The sequence below is a fragment of the Telluribacter humicola genome (assembly GCF_017355935.1).
GTDB lineage: Bacteria > Bacteroidota > Bacteroidia > Cytophagales > Spirosomataceae > Telluribacter > Telluribacter humicola.
Genome location: NZ_JAFIQT010000003.1, coordinates 37,279 through 58,526, shown reverse-complemented (window position 1 = coordinate 58,526; position 21,248 = coordinate 37,279). Strand labels below are relative to the sequence as shown.

Annotated in this window: 15 protein-coding genes; 3 read left to right on the top strand and 12 right to left on the bottom strand. The window is 51.4% G+C overall.

All coding sequences use genetic code 11. The features are described from left to right. The first annotated feature begins 36 nt into the window (after positions 1-36). The 3 genes from JUB14_RS15565 to JUB14_RS15555 all read left to right on the top strand — a co-directional run bounded on the left by JUB14_RS15565 (position 37) and on the right by JUB14_RS15555 (position 4,606). Positions 37-429 carry an ExbD/TolR family protein gene (locus tag JUB14_RS15565; protein ID WP_207507258.1) on the top strand — a complete coding sequence of 131 codons (393 nt, stop codon included), beginning with the start codon at positions 37-39 and terminating at the stop codon, positions 427-429. Between the two features lie 262 nt (positions 430-691). Continuing rightward, a complete protein-coding gene (locus JUB14_RS15560) occupies positions 692-3,031 on the top strand; it encodes a c-type cytochrome (RefSeq protein ID WP_207507257.1) in 2,340 nt (779 codons plus the stop codon). A 156-nt stretch (positions 3,032-3,187) separates the two neighbouring features. Beyond that, the gene (locus JUB14_RS15555) at positions 3,188-4,606 is read left to right on the top strand and encodes a mandelate racemase/muconate lactonizing enzyme family protein (RefSeq protein WP_207507256.1); all 1,419 of its coding nucleotides are present in this window, start codon (positions 3,188-3,190) and stop codon (positions 4,604-4,606) included. 138 nt (positions 4,607-4,744) lie between these two features. Here the strand turns inward: JUB14_RS15555 and JUB14_RS15550 are convergent, their stop codons facing one another. The 12 genes from JUB14_RS15550 to JUB14_RS15495 all read right to left on the bottom strand — a co-directional run bounded on the left by JUB14_RS15550 (position 4,745) and on the right by JUB14_RS15495 (position 21,224). After that, positions 4,745-5,146, bottom strand: a complete 402-nt coding sequence (locus tag JUB14_RS15550; RefSeq protein ID WP_207507255.1) for an energy transducer TonB — start codon at positions 5,144-5,146, stop codon at positions 4,745-4,747. Positions 5,147-5,207: 61 nt separating this feature from the next. Further along, complete coding sequence (locus JUB14_RS15545; RefSeq protein ID WP_207507254.1) at positions 5,208-7,010, bottom strand: TonB family protein; 1,803 nt, start codon at positions 7,008-7,010, stop codon at positions 5,208-5,210. Between the two features lie 65 nt (positions 7,011-7,075). Beyond that, complete coding sequence (locus JUB14_RS15540) at positions 7,076-8,083, bottom strand: OmpA family protein (RefSeq protein ID WP_207507253.1); 1,008 nt, start codon at positions 8,081-8,083, stop codon at positions 7,076-7,078. 132 nt (positions 8,084-8,215) lie between these two features. After that, complete coding sequence (locus tag JUB14_RS15535; protein ID WP_207507252.1) at positions 8,216-9,790, bottom strand: M56 family metallopeptidase; 1,575 nt, start codon at positions 9,788-9,790, stop codon at positions 8,216-8,218. 51 nt (positions 9,791-9,841) lie between these two features. After that, the gene (locus JUB14_RS15530) at positions 9,842-11,347 is read right to left on the bottom strand and encodes a TonB family protein (protein WP_207507251.1); all 1,506 of its coding nucleotides are present in this window, start codon (positions 11,345-11,347) and stop codon (positions 9,842-9,844) included. Between the two features lie 33 nt (positions 11,348-11,380). Beyond that, complete coding sequence (locus JUB14_RS15525; RefSeq protein WP_229367913.1) at positions 11,381-12,208, bottom strand: TonB family protein; 828 nt, start codon at positions 12,206-12,208, stop codon at positions 11,381-11,383. 212 nt (positions 12,209-12,420) lie between these two features. Then, complete coding sequence (locus JUB14_RS15520) at positions 12,421-14,337, bottom strand: M56 family metallopeptidase (RefSeq protein ID WP_207507250.1); 1,917 nt, start codon at positions 14,335-14,337, stop codon at positions 12,421-12,423. Between the two features lie 219 nt (positions 14,338-14,556). Continuing rightward, positions 14,557-16,074, bottom strand: a complete 1,518-nt coding sequence (locus JUB14_RS15515) for a M56 family metallopeptidase (RefSeq protein ID WP_207507249.1) — start codon at positions 16,072-16,074, stop codon at positions 14,557-14,559. Positions 16,075-16,100: 26 nt separating this feature from the next. Beyond that, a complete protein-coding gene (locus JUB14_RS15510) occupies positions 16,101-16,472 on the bottom strand; it encodes a BlaI/MecI/CopY family transcriptional regulator (protein WP_207507248.1) in 372 nt (123 codons plus the stop codon). Positions 16,473-16,695: 223 nt separating this feature from the next. Beyond that, the gene (pyk, locus tag JUB14_RS15505; protein WP_207507247.1) at positions 16,696-18,135 is read right to left on the bottom strand and encodes a pyruvate kinase; all 1,440 of its coding nucleotides are present in this window, start codon (positions 18,133-18,135) and stop codon (positions 16,696-16,698) included. A 61-nt stretch (positions 18,136-18,196) separates the two neighbouring features. Next, positions 18,197-20,707 (bottom strand): replication restart helicase PriA, encoded by a 2,511-nt coding sequence (gene priA / locus JUB14_RS15500; protein ID WP_207507246.1) that lies wholly within the window; start codon positions 20,705-20,707, stop codon positions 18,197-18,199. Between the two features lie 130 nt (positions 20,708-20,837). After that, positions 20,838-21,224 (bottom strand): YybH family protein, encoded by a 387-nt coding sequence (locus JUB14_RS15495; protein WP_207507245.1) that lies wholly within the window; start codon positions 21,222-21,224, stop codon positions 20,838-20,840. Positions 21,225-21,248 lie beyond the last annotated feature (24 nt).

Genomic DNA, 21,248 nt, shown 5'->3' with positions numbered 1-21,248 from the left:
GAAAGCTAGTAACTAACTCTTTAATACCTAAGTTAGATGAAAATACGTCGGAAGAGTCGGTTTGCCCCGGAAGTGTTTACGCACTCGCTCAACGATATCATGTTTTTCCTGCTGCTGTTCTTTTTGATCATCTCTACGATGGCCAACCCGAACGTGATAAAGCTGCTCTTACCCAAAGCCGGTTCGTCACAGCAGGTATACAAGAAGCAGATTACCCTGTCAGTAGATGCTGATAAGAATTACTTCATAGATAAAGACCCCGTGCCGTTTGAGCAACTGGAGGCCCAGCTACAGGGCGTTTTTGCCAATGTACAGGAGCCTACCGTAGTACTGCGCGTAGATAAAAATCTGGCCGTACAGGACCTGGTGGATGTACTGGAACTGGGTGCCCGGCAGAATATCAAAATGGTAATGGCTACTGCCAGATAGTACCTGAACCGATAAATACTATTGCAAATCAGCCCGCACGAATCTAGAAAGTGCGGGCTGATTTGCTTTTACGGCTGCTTGGCTACCGGTGCCACAGTTCCGGACTGTGGCACCGGTGTAGTTTCTCAGCTCCCGGAAGAGGTGGCAAAAGCTAAATCAAAACAATTAGTGTGAAGCAGAAAAAGCTACTTTTTACAGTAAGAAAACGCTTAATGCTCATTTTATTGCCAGAGGGATCGTACTTCCCGGAACCTAACCCCTGATGTTAAGATCTATACCTGTTTCTGTTTTGGTGCTATGGCTGGGTCTAACAGTGGTTCAGGCCTTTGGTGGAACTGATGATAAGCTACAGAGACCACGGGATGTATGGGCTTTTCGCTCGGTGCTGGACAAGCAGCCCCGTATGCTCACGCTGGCACTGGACAAGGAACTGTACGTAGCCTACGATCTGGCCCGCTGTACTCTATATAAAGCCTGGAAGGGCGGCGTACTGATGGATGGCGCGGCCTATACCGACCGTAAAAACGTGCAGCCTACCAGCTGGGGCACCGCCTACTTTACCGATACCGATGGGGAGCGCCGATGGACTGTTCGACGGGGCAGGAAAGAGCTACCTGCAACTATCATAAGCAATGGGTACCGATTCAAAGAGGGGCAGATCTACCTGGGCTACTACCTGATACTTACCAGTGGCGACACCGTGAAGATAGAAGAGCGGCCGGAGTTTATAAGTGATGAAGGAAAGCCCGGCCTGGAGCGGGTTATCCGAACGTCGGGTATACCCATGGAGCTCACGGTAACATTGACTACTGCCGGAGAAACTATTGTCATGAAGCCCAACGGTACTACGCGAATACTGCGGTACTTCGAGGAGCTACCCACGCAGACTCCTCCCAGCATGAAGGACCAGTATGACCACCTGGGACGGTACTGGATGGAGAAAAGCGACTGCTTCACCTGTCATGAGCTGGAAAAGCCGATGGTAGGACCGGCTCTGCAGCAGATAGCCAGTCGCTACACTAAAAACAAAGAGACCCAGCAGCAACTGATTAGTAAGGTAAAGCAAGGGGGCTCAGGTACCTGGGGCTCTGCCGCCATGAATGCCCATCCTGCTCTGGCGGACGACGAGGTAAAGTCCATGCTGGACTACATCTTTACGCTGAAGCCTAAGGAAGAAGCTAAAGCTACCAATACCACCGTCCCTGCCAGGGCGAAGGAAACTCCAGAAGTACCTAAGCCCGTTACAAAGCCCGGTTTTGGCGAAGCACTGGCGGGACTGCACCCCAGCTACAAGGTGAGTACTATACGTCCGGAGGGCTTCAAGCCGCGGGTAGGGGCTATGGCCTTCCTGCCCGACGGACGCCTGCTGGTCTCTACATGGGATACAGTTGGAGGGGTATACCTGCTAGGTGGTGTGCAGACGGGTGACAGTAAAAAGGTAACCGTAAAACGGATAGCCTCCGGACTGGCCGAGCCGCTGGGCATGGAGGTGGTAGATGGAGAGATATACGTCCTGCAAAAGCATGAGCTTACCCGACTGATCGATCATGATGGGGACGAGGTCATAGATGAGTACCGGCCCGTGTGTAATAGCTGGGGCGTAACCGACGACTTCCACGAATTTGCCTTTGGACTGGTACACAAGGATGGGTACTTCTACGTGACGCTGTCAATGGCGATGCGGCTTATGGCCGACCAGAAGCAGCACCCCGACCGGGGGCGTACGCTCAAGATCAGCAAGGATGGTACCTACGAGTGGATCAACTATGGCTTACGCACACCCAATGGTATAGGCGTGGGGCCCGACAACGAACTGTTCGTAACCGATAATCAGGGGCAGTGGCTACCGGCCAATAAGCTCATTCACGTCAAGCGGGGGGACTACCACGGCATGGTCTGGGGACTTTCTGATCCTGCCAATCCTCCTGCTATGGCTATGCCGGCGATCTGGTTGCCGGAGGATGAAATTGGCAACTCACCCTCCGAACCTGTACTCATGCGGGATGGCCCCTACAAGGGACAACTGCTGCATGGGGAGGTGACCCACGGGGGCATCAAGCGCGACTTTCTGGAAAAGATAGACGGGCAGTACCAGGGAGCAGTATTCCGCTTTACCCAGGGGCTGGAGGCCGGAATCAACCGGATGCGCTGGGGACCCGACGGAGCCTTGTACGTGGGAGGGGTAGGTATGGTAGGAGGCTGGAGCTGGAAAGAAAAGCAGTACGGCCTGCAGCGCATAGAGTACACCGGTAAGCCTACCTTCGAGATGCTGGCGGTACGGGCCCGACCACAGGGCTTCGAGATAGAACTGACCGAGCCGCTATCACGTCGACAGGAGCTGAAACTCACCGATATCCTGGTGCAGCAGTGGTGGTACCTGCCTACGGCCAGCTACGGCGGTCCCAAAAAAGATCTGGAAACCTTATCGGTGAGCCGGATGGAGCTATCGAAGGACCGTACGAAACTATACCTGGAGATACCCGGACTTAAAGAGGAGCACGTAGTATACTTCAGATTGCCGGACTGGATGAAAAGCAAGAGACGCCGCGCACTCTGGTCTGGTGAAGCCTGGTACACACTCAACCGCATACCTCAGAAGTAAAAGGAAATGAGATATGTAGAAAAAAACTTGCAATACCACTGCATGAGCCCCGTAGGGGCGGTACTTCAGTAGCAGGAGCGACAATACTATCTATCCATTGAGCCCCAGCGGGGCGACACTAGATTAAACTATTACCTAAACCAATAACCTAAGCCAATGAACCATCCACAGCACACGGGCCAGACCACCAACCGCCGGGAGTTTATCAAAAACAGCGGGGCTCTGATGGCCCTGGGTATGGCTGGTCTTTCGATGGCCCCTGATACAATGGTACCTGATCCGATATCATTTGCTCCGATCCGCATCAAGCGGGTTGATTCTAACTTTGAGCGCGAACCCCTAACCCCTTATCGCTTCAAAGGGAGCGCTATCACCGAAGCCTGGCAGAGTATAGCCTTCATGGAAGCCGATTCGGGCATCAGTAAGATTGGCCTGGGTACCCAGAGCGTACTTTGGTCCGACTCAAGGGTATTTGCGCAACATTCCGAAAATGGAGGCAATGCCCTGATGTATGCCATGACGGAGCACGCCCTTCAGTTGATCAACGGTCAGTCGTTTACCGATCCGGTAAAGCTCTTGGACGACATCCTGCCCGAGGTACTGGCCTACGGCCGGGCCATCACACGTACTCCTGATCTCCGTAAAACCTTTGCCCTCAATGCCCTCGTGGCCGTTGATAACGCGGCCTGGCTGCTGTACGCCCAGCAGAATGGCATAAAGCGCTTTGATGATATGATACCCGCCGCGTATCGGCCCGGCTTGTCGCACCGGCACAGCAAGGTGGCGAGTATACCGTCGTTCAGCGTGGGTACAGAGGTGAGCAAGCTTAAGGCTGCGGCCGACGAGGGGTACTTTATCATGAAGCTTAAAACTGGCGCGGCGGGTACGCAGCAGGAGATGCTGGAGAAGGATATTGCCTTCATGACGGCCCTGCACAAGGCCATTGGTCATTACGAAACACCCTACACCAAGAGCGGCAAGATCCCCTACTACTTCGATGCCAACGGGCGCTACGAGAAGAAGGAAGCGCTGCTGCGCTTCCTGGAGCAGGCCAAAAAGATCGGTGCCTTTGATCAGATCGCGGTGATTGAAGAGCCCTTTGCCGAGGAGAACGAAACCTTCGTCGGGGATATGGGTGTGCGGATAGCCGCCGATGAAAGCGCCCATACCGTGGAGGACGCGGCCACCCGTATCGAGCAGGGCTATTCGGCCATTGCCGTCAAAGCCATCGCTAAGACCCTCAGTATGACTATGAAGATTGCCCAGTACGCCTACGAGAAGAAAGTTCCCTGCTTCTGCGCTGACCTGACGGTTAATCCCATCCTGGTCGACTGGAACAAGAGCGTAGCCGCTCGACTGGCTCCCTTCCCGAACATGGACATTGGCCTGCAGGAAACCAACGGACACCAGTACTACAAGAACTGGAACCAGATGGTCTCGTACCACCCTAAAGCCGGTGCCAGCTGGACTAAAACAGTAAAAGGCGTGTACCCCACCGGACCGGAGTTCTACGAGCAGAGCGCGGGAATCTTACAGACTTCTGATCACTATGAAAAGCTGGTGAATAGGGGGTGATAGAAGAAAAGGAGGAAAGAAGGAAGGGTTGAAAGGAGGAAAGTAAAATAGCCCTAGGGGAAAGACCACTGGAACATTATAACGCTGTGTCTCCTACTTTCTACTCTGTGGCTATTTTACATTAATGTAAGATTAATCTCAATGCATCTGGAAGTTAATGGGTATTGTATACTGTACAGCTACCCGTTGGCCTTCGTGCTCACCGGGTACCCATTTGGGCATTGCCTTAATAACCCGTACAGCTTCCTGATCAACCTCCCGGGTAACACCACTTTCAACATTTATATCGCGGATCGTACCATCTTTGCCCACTACAAATGTGGTTACGACTTTTCCCTGTTTTTTTTTTCGAGCAGCATCAGCTGGGTACTTGATATTTTGGGCCAGAAACTTATACATTTCCTGTACTCCTCCCGGAAACTCTGGTGATTTATCTACCTCGGTGTATACCTTTTCTTCCGACTGAGCATAAGCGGCAGAGGTACCTGCCAGGGTCCAGAGCCCGGCCAGGGCTAGCAGCAGCATAAGCTGTCTTTTCATGGATGTGGTTTATTTGGTTAGTAATACCGCAGCAATATACTTACTACCCATATTTCCTTCTTTACTCCTTCTTTAAATTTTCTGATTCGATAACAATAGTACTGCTGCTTTTGGAAGTATGTATGGGACTTAGGCCTATGGGTATATTATCCGGTAGTCGGGTTGGTAGCATAAAATCCACCGCATCATCCAGCTTATAATTTAGAAATCCGGTAGCACTGCCCTGCCGCTTTTCCTTGCTTTCCCGTATTTCATCTTCTTCAATTGTGAATTGAATAGGTAATGTATATACTACCGGTACCGGCCGACGATCCTGTTTGGCTGGTTGCCAGGCAGGCATGTTCAGTACCACCCGGAGCGCTTCTTCGTCAATACCCGCGCCGAGGCCTTTCGTTATTTTGGGGTCACGAATGGCTCCCCGTTCACCCACCACAAAGCTTACCAGTACTTTGCCCTGTACCCGCTTCTCTTTGGCTTCCGCAGGGTACCGGATATTCTGGGCCAGGTACTTGTACATTTCCTGTATTCCACCCGGGAACTCCGGCATTTGTTCCACAAGCTCAGGTATCCCTTCCCGATTACTATGTATTGGATTGTAAGGCTTTGTTGTTGGATACGTTGTCACCACAATTTCATCCAGAGGTTGCTCCTGTCGTTTCAGAACCACACGCAGTACCTGGTTTTTCTTTGTTACGTTTACCTTTACTGTTTGATATCCAACATGACTGATAGTAAGGGTAGTGGGTATGGGTACTTCTTCAAATTTAAACTGTCCTTCATCGTTTGTCGGAAGACCGCTTCTAGCTAGAGCCACAAGGGCACCACGTAGAGGCTGGTTAGTTTGCGCACTTAGTACGGTACCTCTTACCGTTGTTTTTTCTTCCTGCTCTGAGATAAGCGGGAGGGTATTTTTTAGATTCGGGGAGGGAATATCAGCAGGAGTATTCGCTGAAATGCTCACCGGATTACTTTCTTTAAGAGAGTAAGAGAGGCGCTCATGGGCTGCCGAGAGCATCAGTACCAGCCCGATCAGGGGCAGTATGGTGAGGTACTTACCCAGCGACCAGCGGGAATTACGGTTTTTGTATAGCATCTGGATGCGGTCTTTTAGGAGTGATGAGTTGAAAAAATGGTTGGTAAGTACCGCCACCGGAGTATTCAGAGAATAAGCCACCAGAAAGCTGGCGTAGCGGTCGCGGTTGGTGGCTTGCTGGTCGGCCAGGTACTCGTGTACCTGCTGCAGGGAGCGCTTGTACAGGATCAGTATCGGGTTGAACCAGAACAGGGCCCGTAGTAGCTCCACCAGCAGAATATCCAGACTATGCCGCTGTTGTACGTGTACCAGCTCGTGGCTCAGTATCGTGTCAAAGTGGTGTTCGTAGTCGTTGCGGCTCATTACCACCCAGTTCAGAAACGAAAATGAGCCTACGCAGTCATTATTCATCAGGACCAGCGTGTAGCCTTCCATCTCAATCGTTTCCCCTTGCCGGATAAACCTAAACAGCCGACGCAGGTACCGGTATAGCCGCATACTCATACCTACTACTCCCATAGCGTACGCCATCCATACCCACTGTGTCCAGTCGGGCTGGGACCAGTCGGGGGAAGCGGAGGTACTGACAACAGAGGCCTCCGGCCGAATGACTACTGCCGGTACCGCGGCCATCACGTACACTGCCTGTGGTGCTACGGGTGCGGCTTCGGGGTACTGAAGCAGGGGGAACGCAAACGACGCCAGCAAAGCCCCGAGCAGGTAGGCGCGGTTCCAACCGAAGAAGGTATGCTTACGCAGCAATAGCCAGTAGCAGGTGTAGAGTAGTAGCCAGTACAGGCTTACTTCCCCGAGGTATCGTAGCGCTTCCATGGTAGATGGTGTGGGTAAAGACGATTTGTTTTAGGACAAGACATTAACACAAAGAGAGAAGCACTCTACTCTTGTACAAACTGCACGACCACTCGCCGGTTTTTCATACGGTTTTCCTCGGTATCGTTGGGTGCAGCGGGTGAGTTGAACCCCATCCATCGTATTGAGAGCTGCCGGGCCGGCACGCCCAGGCTCTTAAGATAATTCATTACCGTACGGGCGCGGTACTCTGAAAGGGTCTGGTTAAGTTCTTCGCGGCCGGCATCTTCTGTGTAGCCCGTGATTTGAGCTTTCTGTCCGGGTTGCTCGCGCAGGTAGCGCGCCATCGTATTTAGCCGCTCCTTGACTTCGGTACTCAGATCGTAGCTGCTTTGACTAAAATACAGTGTCTCGGAACCAACAGGCTTCCATGACGAAGTGGTAGGCGCAGAGGTACTAGTAGCAGAATTGGGTGCCTTAATAGTCAGCTCTTTGAACGTAAATCCGGCACCTACTGGTACCTCCTCGCTTAGGAGCTGTCGTCCGTCCTTTGTAGACGCTGTGATGAGGTAGCTATCTGGTTGCACATTCCGTAGATAAAAAGAAGGCGCTATTCTTCTGGCCAGGCCTGAATTAAGTTCCGTAAAACGGGATGGATTGCTTGCATTTACTACCTTCACCTGTACATCCAGGCTGTCTGGAAAATTAAAACCCAGGTAAAGCCGGTTATCCAACTGGATTGACTGCGAGTCTACGGAGCTCATAGGTACACTAATTTTAAATGGAGCCTTGCCTTCGGCTCCACCGCTAAAATGTACGGGAAACGTCACTGTTTGAAAGCCCTGACGCTCAAACCGAAAGTACTGAGCTGAATCGGGTACCTGAACATCGAAAGTACCTATATCATTACTCTCGCCAAGCAGTTGCTGCCCTTTACTGAATACAGCAAAGGCTTTCACTTTAATGTCTACGCCTGTCCCTACATCATAGCAGCTCCCCTGTACTTTGATTAGGTTTTTTGACTGAAAGGCTGTTGGCTGCTCTATACAAAGTCTGATTAGTATTGCAGCCGCCCAAATCGCTAAAAACTTCATAGTGTATGTAGTAGGTTAGAAAAGATTGGGAATAGGTATAGTTCAGGGCTTACAACTTGTTTAAAAGGTAGACTGAGTTAGCAGGTAAGTCGCTTCCATGGTAGATGGTGTGGGTATGGAAATAGGATTCTGTTAATTACCCCCAGTTGTAGCTTTGCCACCTAACTGGAAGTTGATCGGCAGGTTAAAGCGTACGTTGACGGGCTTACCATCCTGTGAACCCGGCTGCCAGCGAGGCATCCCTGATACGATGCGTATGGCTTCTTCGTCAGTCCCGAAGCCTAAGCCCTTCAGGATCTGGATATCCTTTATTTCGCCTTCGGTAGTCACTACAAAATTTATAAATACTTTACCCTGTACTCCGGCCCGTGTGGCGGCCAACGGGTACTTCATGTTCTGGCTGAGGTACTCATACATGGCGGTAATACCTCCGGGAAACTCAGGTGTTTTTTCAACTACGGAGAAAACAGGCTGGCCATTGATTGTGGACGACTGCACAACCGTTTTTAAGGAGTCTCCCGTGCGCGATGGTACCTGAGCGGACGGGGAGGTGCTGATCTCGGTACTTGCCCCCGGAGTCATAGAGACAGTTAGCGTTACGTTTTTGTACTTGGGATTTAGCTTCACCTCCTGCGTTTTATATCCAGCAAAACCAATGTGGAGGGCGGCGTCATTGGCCGCTGGAACCCTGATTTTGAAGTACCCTTCTAAATCAGTACTGGTACCCGATTGCATGCCTTTGATTTCTATCATAGCTCCCGGGATAGGCTTACCTGCCTCGTCTCTTACAATTCCTTCCACCATGGTAGGCTTTCCGGTATCGACATCCTTGCCCTTTGTGGAAGGTACTACATCACGTTCGCAACTGGCGACCGCCAGGGCTACAAACAGGGTTACTACGGCCACGGCAGCGTAGGTGCTCAGCGACCAGCGGGAGTTAGGATTTTTGTACAGCATCTTGATCCGGTCTTTTAACAGTGATGAATTGAAGAAGTGATTGGTAAGCGTAGCTACGGGGGCACCCAGTGCATAGGCTACTAAAAACTCGGCGTAGCGGTCGCGGTTAGGCGCCTGCTGGTCGGCCAGGTACTCGTGTACCTGCTGCAGGGACTGCTTGTACAGGATCAGCACCGGGTTGAACCAGAACAACACGCGGAGTAGCTCCACTAATAGAATATCCAGACTATGTCGCTGTTGTACGTGTACCAGCTCGTGGCTGAGGATAGTATCAAAGTGGTGTTCGTAGTCGCTGCGGCTCAGTACTACCCATTTCAGAAATGAAAAGGAGCCAACCGGAGCGCCGGACCGTCTGTCATCATCCATCAGAACCAATATGTATCCTTCCATATCAATGGCTTCGCCGCCCCGGATGAATTGGAACAACTCCCGGATGTGACGGCTCAGCCGCCAGGCCGTATACAGAGCGCCACCGGCGTAGACGAGCCACAGCAGGTCTATCCAGGTGAATAGGGAAGGCTCAGTTGCCTGCACAACCAGTACCGGAGCCGACACCGCGTAGGTGACGGGTAAGGGCGGAGCTGCCTCTGGATATTGAATCAACGGTAGCAGAAAGGCTGCCAGCAAAGCCCCGAGCAGGTAGGCGCGGTTCCAGCCGAAGAAGGTATGCTGGCGCAGTAACAGCCAGTAGCAGGCGTAGAGCAGGAGCCAGTATAAGCTTACTTCCCCAAAGTATTGTAGTGCTTCCATGGTAGGTTGGTGTGAAAAAAGGTGCAGTTTATGTTTCCTGGGGTTTGGCTTCTAATCCAACTGAAAGTTTATCGGCAGATTGTAGCGTACGTTGACGGGCTGGCCGCTCTGTATACCCGGCTGCCAGAGAGGCATTGATGATACTATACGCTTGGCTTCTACGTCGGTCCCAAAGCCCATACTTTTTAGTATCTGAATATCTCTTATTTCTCCCTCGGTAGTGACCACAAAGCTCAGAAATACGATGCCCTGTACTTTGGCCCGGACGGCAGCTGGGGGGTACTTCATGTTCTGGCTTATGTACTCGTACATAGCAGTAATTCCGCCCGGAAACTCAGGCTGCTCTTCAACTACCGTAAATATGGGTTGACCATCAATTGTGGATATCTGTTCTCTGGGAGGTTCTTCTGTTCTTTCCTCTAATCTACTCAATTCTTCTGACAGCATAATATTAAGTCTGCTGCTCTTATAATTGGCGCCAATAGATACTTCCATCTTTGTGAGGCCTTCGTAATCAACTATTAATTTACTACTTGAGGGTACACTCATTCTGAAGTACCCTTCTGTATCAGTAGTAGTACCGGAGGATCCTCCTTTCACGGTTATGGTGGCTCCCGCAATTGGCTTACCTTCCGAATTTCTTACAATTCCCTCTACCCAGACATTATGCCTGACCTCGACCTGCTTACCCATTGTAGGAGGTACTACCTCATCACGTTCGCAACTCGCCACCAGTAAAGACACAAACAGGATTACTACGGCCACGACGGCATAGGTGCCCAGCGACCAGCGGGAGTTAGGATTTTTGTATAGCATCTTGATCCGGTCTTTTAGGAGTGAAGCATTGAAGAAATGATTAGTGAGCGTAGCCACGGGCGCGCCCAGCGCGTAGCTGACCAGGAACTCGGCGTAGCGGTCGCGGTTGGGAGCCTGCTGGTCGGCCAAGTACTCGTGTACCTGCTGCAGCGAGCGCTTGTATAAGAGCAGCACCGGATTGAACCAGAACAAGACTCGTAGTACCTCCACCAGCAGCACGTCCAGGCTGTGCCGCTGCTGCACATGTACCAGCTCGTGGCTGAGGATAGCGTCAAAGTGGTGCTCATAGTCGCTGCGGTTGACAACAATCCATTTCAGGAAAGAAAAGGAGCCGACTCTATCATTGTCCATTAGTACTAGTTTGTATCCTTCCATATCAATGGCTTCACCGCCCCGGATGAATTGGAACAACTCCCGGATGTGATGGCTCAGCTTCCAGCCTATAACCAGGACTCCGCTGGTGTACACGGCCCACAGCAGGTTCAGCCAGGTAAAGAGGAAAGGGGAGGGGGCTGTTGCCTGTACCACCACTGCCGGGGCCGATACCGTATACACAATGGGCAGGGCGGGAGCGGCCTCGGGATACTGCACCAGGGGCAATAGGAAGGCTGTCAGCAGTGAGCCCAGCAGGTAGGCGCGGTTCCAGCCGAAGAACGTATGCTTACGCAGCAACAGCCAGTAGCAGGCGTAGAGTAGTAGCCAGTACAGGCTTACTTCCCCGAGGTATAGTAGCGCTTCCATGGTAGATAGTGTGGGTATAGATATAGGATTCTGTTAATTACCTCCAGTAGTAGCTTTGCTGCCCAACTGGAAGTTGATCGGCAGGTTAAAGCGTACGTTGACGGGCTTACCATCCTGTGAACCCGGCTGCCAGCGGGGCATAGCGGATACTATGCGTACGGCTTCTTCGTCGGTCCCGAAGCCCAGGCCCTTCAGGATCTGGATATCCTTTATTTCGCCTTCGGTAGTCACTACAAAATTTATAAATACTTTACCCTGTACTCCGGCCCGTGTGGCGGCCAACGGGTACTTCATGTTCTGGCTGAGGTACTCATACATGGCGGTAATTCCTCCGGGAAACTCAGGTGTTTTTTCAACTACGGAGAAAACAGGCTGGCCATTGATTATGGAGGCCTGAACTATTGTTCTCAGGGTATCTCCTGTACGTGAAGGCATTTGCGCTACGGAAGTGGGTGTAACTGTTTCAGTACTGGCCCCTGGGGGCATGGACACTGTGAATGTTACAAATTCAAATTTCGAATTAAACTTCAACTCTACGGATTTATAACCTGCAAAGCTGATATTCACAGCCGCATCAATTCCAGCCGGAGCGCTCATTTTGAAGTACCCTTTGGCATCGGTAGTAGTACCTTTCTGACTACCTTTTAGTACCACAACAGCTCCTGGTATGGGCTTGCCTTCTGGATCTCTTACAAAGCCTTCTACATTTGTAGAATGCTTAGTGGCTGTTCCTTTTTGGTTATTAGAAGGTACTACATCACGTTCGCAACTAGCGACCACCAGGGCCACAAACAGGGCTACTACAGCCACGGCAGCGTAGGTGCTCAGTGACCAGCGGGAGTTAGGATTTTTGTACAGCATCTTGATCCGATCTTTTAGGAGTGAAGCATTGAAGAAGTGATTAGTTAGTGGGGCGGTAGGTGTTCCCAGCGCGTAGCTGACCAGAAACTCGGCGTAGCGATCACGGTTGCAGCAGGAGCCAGTACAGGCTCACCTAGCCGATGTATAAGAGTGCTTCCATACGTGCAGAGTTTAGGTAGGTGGTGTGGATGTGTGGATAGCGTAGAATAGAGTTATGGCTTTTTTTCTGTGTTCTTCGTCGTCATGACAAGCACTGCACCGTTCGCGCCTTTTTCTCCGTAAAGCGCCCTGGCCACGGTGCTATTTAATACATTGATCGCTCTAAATTCATCTATAGGTATCTCTTTCATGAAATCTTTACTCTTCATAGGAGTGCCGTTCAGTACATAGAGTGCATTCTCGGATAGAGTATCTTTACCGTACATCCAGAAGTACCCCATAAACCTTTTCCGGGCGCCAGATTTGTAGTATTTTACAGTAATATAGCTGGCCTTATCCTGTCCCACATTTACCTGTACCTCCTTGGTTCCGGTTTTGTCAGGATCGAGGTCTAGCTGCCAGTCAATGGATAGGTGGTAGTGCATAGCTACCCGCTTACCCCCACTTTGGCCGGGTATCCAGGTCGGCATAGATGCAACTAAACGAGCTGATTCTTCCTCAAGACCGAAACCGGGACCTTTTACCACTTCTACGTCGCTAATTTCTCCGTTGGAAGAAACCAGAAAGTTTACCAATACTTTGCCCTGAGCGTTGGGGTTTAGTGCTTGGCTAGGGTAGTTGGCATGCTGGCTGAAGTAGGCGCTAAGTGCCTCGGCTCCGCCCGGAAATCGTGGTGATTCCTCATCTGCACTGATTGTGCTGGAGGAGGCGGAGTTGTCGCTTTGCCCACGAGTAGGTATTAGCCTGAACACTCCAGTCGTAACGGGATCGGCGTATACCTCCACTCGCTTTATCGAAGGGGAAAGCTCTATGGTGGAGGGAACAGTGGTCCCAATCTGCGCCAGCGTAGTATTGATGATCTGCCAGCTGGCTACCTGAACGGTTACAGCTTTATAGCCTTCTGCTTCAAAGGTCAGTTTACTACCGACAGGTACTTGGATGAGGTACTGGCCTTCTTCATCGGTAAAGGTCCTGAATCGTTTGTTCTCAGATTTGATCGTAACGCTTTCCAACCTACTGCCATCTGTACCTACCACAATACCCTCAATCTGCACGCGCTCATCGGTTGTGGTTTTACCGGACCCATCGTTAGACCGGAAGCCACTCGCTACTACAGCGGTTGCTCCTACCAGTACTACGGCTACCACATACTTACCCAGTGACCAGCGGGAGTTGCGATGCTTATACAGCATTCTGACCCGGTTTTTCAGAAGGGAGGAGTTAAAGAAGTGATGGCTGAGAGCTGTCACGGGAGCATCCAGGGCGTAGGCTACCAGAAACTCGGCGTAGCGATCACGGTTGGGAGCCTGCTGATCGGCCAGGTACTCGTGTACCTGCTGCAGCGAGCGCTTGTACAAGAGCAGCACCGGGTTGAACCAGAACAAGACCCGTAGTACCTCTACCAGCAGCACGTCCAGGCTGTGCCGCTGCCGGACGTGTACCAGCTCGTGGTTGAGGATGGTATCTAAGTGGTTTTCGTAATCGTTGGGGTTGACAACGATCCATTTTAGAAAGGAAAAGGAGCCGACGGACTTATTCGAACTAAGTACCAGCGTGTAATCATCCATGTGAATGGAGGTACCCTCCCGGACAAACTGGAAGAGGCTACGCAGGTGGCGGAACAGGCGAATGCCCATAAATACGAATCCCATCGCGTACAGTGCCCACAGCACATCCTCCCAGCTTAGTACGGCGGGGGGAGTAGGCGCTATCTTAGTAGATGTTGTCGCAGCGGTCATTTCACCTGGTACCGCCATAGGTAGCTGATATACCTCATATACAGCAGCGGGTATGACAGGAACTGCTTCGGGGTATTGTACCAGGGGCAGTAGGAAGGCCGCTAGCAGTGAGCCCAGCAGGTAGGCGCGGTTCCAGCGGAAGAAGGTGTGGTGGCGCAGGAAAAGCCAGTAGCAGGCATACAGCAGGAGCCAGTACAGGCTCACCTGCTCTATATATACAATAGCTTCCATAGATCTTGAGTTTAGGTAGTGGTGTGGATAGTATAACTTCTCAAAGCATTTACAACTCGCCTTTTATTGAAGACTAGAATAGTAGATGCCACTAACTATGCTTCAATGCGTACTGGCTTATTAGCCAGTTTACTAATGGTAGCTGCCCCTTTTGCTTGCCTGGATTCCACATACGCGTGGCTTTGTACCAGTGAGCGGCTCCCTCGTCCCCGATGCTACCTATTTAGCTTTTCTGGTAGTGATCTCTATTACTCCGTCTTTGCCTCGTTCCCCGTATTTGTCAGTAGCGTGTTTATCTTTTAAGATATTCATCGCGTCAATGTCATTAGGATTAATGGCTTGTACGTCTTCAAAACTTTCCAGAATTACTCCATTGAGGACATAGAGAGGGGGCTCCCCCTGCTGGTCTCCCTGGATGGCCGATGAAGACTGATCCGCTTTTGGAATTGCGGGAGCCTGATTAGTCTTATCCTCCAATTGGAAGTTGATTGGCAGATTATACTTTACATTCACCGGCTGGCCGCTTTGCTTACCGGGGATCCAGCGAGGCATTTGTGAAACCACCCGGACCGCCTCCGCGTCAGCTCCGTAGCCTAATCCCTTCAGGACTTGTATATTCTTTATTTCTCCCTCTGTCGACACTACAAAAGCCAGGAATACTTTTCCCTGAACATTGGCTTTGACGGCCGCCTCAGGATACTTTATATTTTCGCCAAGGAATTTGTACATAGCTTCAAGTCCACCTGGAAACTTGGGATGCTCTTCAACGACCGTATAAATAGGGCCGTTTACTTCAGAGTTGGCTTCTGTGGAGGACTTATCCGTAGCCGCGTCCTGTGCGGGTGCTTTCTGTATGGTCTCTTCTACTTTGCTGGCGTCGCGTTCGCAACTAGCAGCCAGTAGTGACGCAAAAACGGTCAAAGTGGCCACGGCAACGTACTTGCCCAGCGACCAGCGCGAATTAGGATTTTTGTATAGCATCTTGATTCGGTCTTTTAGGAGTGAAGAATTAAAGAACTGATTAACGAGGGGAGCGGCAGGTGTTCCCAGCGCGTAAGAGACAAGGAAGCCAGCGTAGCGGTCGCGGTTGGGCGCCTGCTGGTCGGCCAGGTACTCGTGTACCTGCTGCAGGGACTGCTTGTAGAGTAGTAGTACCGGGTTGAACCAGAACAAGACCCGAAGTACCTCTACCAGCAGAATATCCAGACTATGGCGCTGTTGTACGTGCGCCAGCTCATGAGTAAGGATGGTATCAAAGTGGTGCTCATAGTCGCTGCGGCTCAGTACCACCCAGTTCAGAAACGAAAAAGAGCCAACCGGAACGCCGGATCGCCCGTCATCATCCAATAGTACCAGCGTGTATCCCTCCATCTCGATAGCTTCGCTACGTCGCATAAACCGGATCAGTTCAATCAGGTAGCGGCTCAGCTTCCAGCCCATAACCAGGACTCCACCGGCGTAGGCGAGCCACAGCAGGTTCATCCAGGTAAAGAGGGAAGGGGAGGGCGCTGTTGCCTGTACTACCAGCACCGGAGCCGATACCGTATACACAACGGGCAGGGCGGGTGCTGCTTCGGGGTATTGTACCAGAGGCAGTAGAAATGCCGTCAGCAGCGAGCCCAGCAGGTAGGCACGGTTGCAGCGGAAGAACGTATGGTGGCGCAGGAAAAGCCAGTAGCAGGCATACAACAGGAGCCAGTACAGACTTACCTGACCAATATAGATGAGCGTTTCCATAGGGTATCAGGTTTAGGTTAGAGCCGCTACTCCGGCTTTTTGCTTTGGATCAGCTTAATGATCTCGTCCAGGTCTTTTGTATTGAGCTGGTTGTCCTTCATGAAAAAAGATACCAGTTGGGGGAGCGAATTATCGAAGTAGTTTTCCAGAAGCTGCTGCGTCTCGTGGCGCTTGTACTCCGCCTGGCTGATGAGCGGGTAGTATTCGTGGGTTTTGCCGTAAGCGGTATAGCCCACAAAGCCCTTCTTTTCCAGAATACGGACAATGGTGGATACTGTATTATAAGCAGGCTTTGGCTCAGGCATCTCAGCCAGTACATCCTTGACGAAGCCCTTCTCCAGTTGCCACAGGATGAGCATGACTTCTTCTTCGGCGCGTGTTAATGATCTAATTTCCATTTGTATAGTTCAGGTTGGTAATACTATTACAATGTACTAACGTGAAGATATGACTATTGTTTTAGTTTTACAACTATAATATTAGTTATTTTAGATTCAAAAATAATAAAGGCCGCAGAATCGGGTTCTGCGGCCTTTGTTCTATATATTTATGAAGAATTTCTAGCTAAAAAATAAGGCTATTCTGCGGTTAGTCGCAAACATTGGCCCTAATCTCAAACAGCTACTCGACTACGCTCAGCTTAAGCGCATTGGTCTTACGATTCTTCGCGATAGGCATGCTCAGCGTATTGATGAAGATATCGCCTTTCTGAAGCTCGCCCTTTTCGATCAGGATACGCTTGATATCATCGATCAGGTCGTCAGTAGATACGTTCTCGTCGCGGTCGTAGTAGAATACCTTGGTACCCCAGTACAGTCCCAGGATGTTCATCAGTTTCTTGTCAGAAGTAAAGATGAGCAGGTTGGCCTTGGGACGGTGGTGTGACAACCGGAAGGCTGTGTAGCCAGAGCGGGTGATACCGATCACAGCTTTCGCCTTGGTATCGCGGGCCAGGCGGCAGGCGCTCATTACTACGTTATCGTTGAGCTGATCTATACCAGGCTTTTCGTTAACGAAAGCGTGGTAGCGGAAGTAGATGCTGGTTGAATTAAGCTCAACCTGCTCGATAGTCCGTGTCATGTTCTCAACGGCCAGCTGGGGATACTTACCAGAGGCAGTCTCGGCGCTTAGCATTACCGCGTCGGCTCCGTCAAGTACTGAGTTAGCTACGTCGTTTACCTCCGCACGGGTAGGGCGGGGGCTCTCGATCATGCTCTCGAGCATCTGGGTAGCTACGATTACCGGCTTACCAGCCTTGTTACATTTTTCTACGATCATCTTCTGGATCATAGGTACCTCTTCGGCCGGAAGCTCCACCCCGAGGTCACCACGGGCTACCATTACTCCATCGGTAGCTTCAATGATCTCGTCAATGTTAGCTACGGCTTCGGGTTTTTCGATCTTAGCTACTACGCGGGTCTCCTTACCTTTCATACGGATGTAGTCCTTCACCTTCACGATGTCCGAAGCTTCACGAACGAACGATAGCGCGATCCACTCTACATCATTAGCCAGTCCAAATTCAAGATCTTCAAAATCTTTCTCGGTTACCGATGGCATTGATACCTTCGTGTTAGGCAGGTTTACCCCTTTTTTTGACTTCAGGTAGCCACCATATACTACTTCTGTTACTACGTCGGTGCCCTCTGTACCGGTTACGCGTACTTCCAGCTTTCCGTCATCCAGCAGGATACGGTCACCTATCTTCACGTCGTTGTACATCCCATCGTAAGGAGTACTTACACGCTCAGCAGTACCGATAACGTCGGCATTGGTAAATACCAGTCTGTTGCCGGCTTCGATAACTACACCTTCTTTCTCGGCTACATTACCAATCCGGATCTTAGGTCCCTGCAAGTCCTGCAGAACGCAGAGATTCAGTCCGTGTTCTTCATTTATTTCCCGGATCAGGTTGAGGCGCTGCAGGTGGTCCTGATGAGTACCGTGCGAAAAATTAAGGCGAAATACGTTAACACCAGCCTTCGCCAAAGCGAACAGCATTTCCTTTGACTCCGACGTTGGGCCGACGGTAGCAACTATTTTCGTTTTTTTAGAAGACATACAGTTTAATATAGCAATTTGAGATGCGCAATGAATAAGTTGGTTGAGTGAGTTTCAAGACCTATGTACAGTCTACGTCAATCACTACATTGATATTCTTCAGGGTCTTGTCGGTCAGAATATCTGTTACTTTTTCCTGAATGAATGACTTTGCGGCCTTAAAATTAATCTTTTCTCTTTCAAGTTTGATGAGAATATCAAACAAAAACTGATTCCGTACCCGCTCGACCAGTGGAGGTTCGGGCCCCAGTACCCGGCTTCGGCCCAGTTGAGCGACTAGTTTTTCAGCCAGTTGCTCGGCCGCCCGGTGTGATGTATCGTGGTCTGCGTGCTTGACTATCAGCTTGATAAGTCGTGTGAAGGGTGGATAGCCGTACTGCTCCCGTTCCAGGATTTCGTTGTCGTACATCCCTTTGTAATCGCCTTCAATAATCTTATTGAGAAGGGACTGGTGCGGGTTGGCCGTCTGTATAAGTACCTTCCCCGGCTTACCGGCCCGGCGGCCGGCGCGCCCGCTGACCTGGGTGAGCATCTGGAAGGCCCGCTCCGAAGCCCGGAATTCCGGGAAGTTGATGATGCGGTCGGCGTCGAAAATGCCTACTACGCTTACGTTGTCGAAGTCGAGGCCTTTGGAGATCATCTGGGTACCTACCAGGATGTCGATTTGCTCCGCTTCGAAGTCCTGGATGATCTGCTGGTAGGCGTTCTTGGCCCGGGTAGTGTCGAGGTCCATGCGCTGGATACGCGCCTGCGGGAAGATCAGGTTGAGCTGGTCTTCGATCTTCTCGGTCCCAAAGCCGATGGTCTTGACTTTGGTAGAGCCGCAGGCCGGACAGGTGCGGGGAACCTCTTCCTTATGGCCGCAGTAGTGGCAACGTAGCTCGGCAGCCCGCATGTGGTAGGTGAGGCTTACGGCGCAGTTGTGACACTCCGATATCCAGCCGCACTCTTCGCACTGGAGATAGGGCGAGTAGCCACGGCGGTTCTGGAACAGGATGGTCTGCTCACTATTCTTGAGGTTATGAGCCAGGTACTCCAGCAGCACCGACGAAAACTCGTCCTTCATCTTGCGCTGCTTCTTCTCCAGCTTGGTATCGATTAGTACAAATTCAGGCAGAGCGGCATCGCCGAAGCGCTGAAACATCTCGACCAGGCCGTATTTGCCGTTCTGGGCGTGGTAGTAGCTCTCGAGCGAAGGCGTTGCCGAACCCAGCAGCACCTTGGCCTTGTGCATGTAGGCCATTACTACGGCTACGTCGCGGGCGTGGTAGCGCGGAGCGGGGTCCTGCTGTTTATAAGACGTTTCGTGCTCTTCGTCCACGATGATCAGTCCCAGGTTGTCGAAGGGCAGAAATACCGCAGAGCGTACCCCCACCACAAACTGGAACTTCCCGTCCAGAATACCCTTCCAGACCTCTACCCGTTCGTTGTCCGAAAACTTAGAGTGGTAGATACCCATGCTGTCGCCGAATACCTTCCGGAGACGTACCACGATCTGGGTCGTAAGGGCGATCTCGGGCAGCAGGTACAGTACCTGCGTACCACTTTCGAGGGCTTGTTTGATAAGGCTGATAAATACCTCGGTCTTACCACTACCGGTGATACCGTGCAGCAGTACGACCTCTTTGTCCTGAAAGTGCTCCTGGATCTGGTTGCTGGCCAGTTGCTGGGTTTCGGTGAGCTTGATTTCCTTGCCCGGAGTAGCGGGCAGATCGGCAAAGCGGGATATGATGGTTTCGAACTGCTCAAATACGCCTTTCTTGAGCAGGGTCTGCAGGGCCGAATCCGACAGACCATCATCCTGCCTAAATATGGCTTTGTCCAGCCCCTTCTGGTTGAGGTCCGGGTTGTTCAGGACCGGTACGTAGCTGAGGTACTTCAGTAAGACTTCCTGCTGTTTGGGCTGCTTTTCTAGTGCCGATACCAGGGCGTTTATGGCGTCGGGAGTAGCATACTGCGCCGACAGGCGTACGTTCCGGGCTACTTTAGGCGTATATTTTTCTTTTACTTCTTCAAATATGATTACAGCCCGCTTCCCCACCAGCGATTTGATGATAGCCGTTACATTGGTCTGCTCTATCAGTCGGGCTACCTCCTCGTACGACAAGGCCTGATGCTTCTTGATCTCTTCCAGGATTACTGCTTCCTGCTCGGTCAGAAGTTGGGGATGGTCAAAGTCCGGGTTGTACTGTACCTTTGACTGGCTCGTGATCTTGAGGCCCGAAGGGAGCGCCACGTTCATTACTTCCCCGATGTTGCACAGGTAGTAGTCGGCCATCCAGCTGAACAGCTCCAGCTGATGGGGCGTCACAATCGGCTCTTCGTCCAGGAGTTCCAGGATGTACTTGGCCTGGTAGTCGGTAGGCGGGTGGGGGTGTAGTTTGGCGACAATAGCCGTGGTCACCCTATTTTTCCCAAATTGGACAATAACCCTCGCGCCTACCTTGATCATCTCGCTCATATTCCGCGGAACTCTATAGGTAAAGAGCTTCGGGATAGGTACGGGAAGGATCAAATCGGCAAAAGTAGTTACCTCGTCGTCAAATAAGGAAGAAGATAGGGGAAGCGTCATGCGGCTCTGTTACATTACTCATCAATCAGGCGGCAATTTACGCTTTTTCCAGCGGCTTTGGTGAAAGTAGCAGGATGGTTAGGACAGAAATCTGAGAGGAGGGTTTACGTATAGCGGCAGGACGGGTAGCTTACTTGTTGCTGTTCCAGATGTCGCGGTGCAGCAGCCAGCGGTCGCCTTGCCGCTTCCAGATCACCAGGTACTTGCCCTGGTCGATGGCGTCGCCCGTGGCGCTGCTGAGTTCGTAATTCCCGATTTCGGTTGCGGTGTCACCGAGTTCTTCGGCCTCAATGGTAGTGAGTCTGGCCTTAGCGATACCCATTTGCATCGCTCCCATCCAGAAGTCCCGGATGGCCTGTGGGCCTTTCTGCTCTCCGGCACCGGGAGGAAGTAGTGAGGCATCAGGGGTGTAGAGGGCGGCCAGACTGGTGCTGTCCTGCTGAGTGAAAGCCGCTTCAAAGGCATCGTTGCACCGGCGAATCTGTCCAGTAATGGATTGGGTAGTTTGGGTTTGCATGGTGGTAAAGGGTTTAGATGTAAC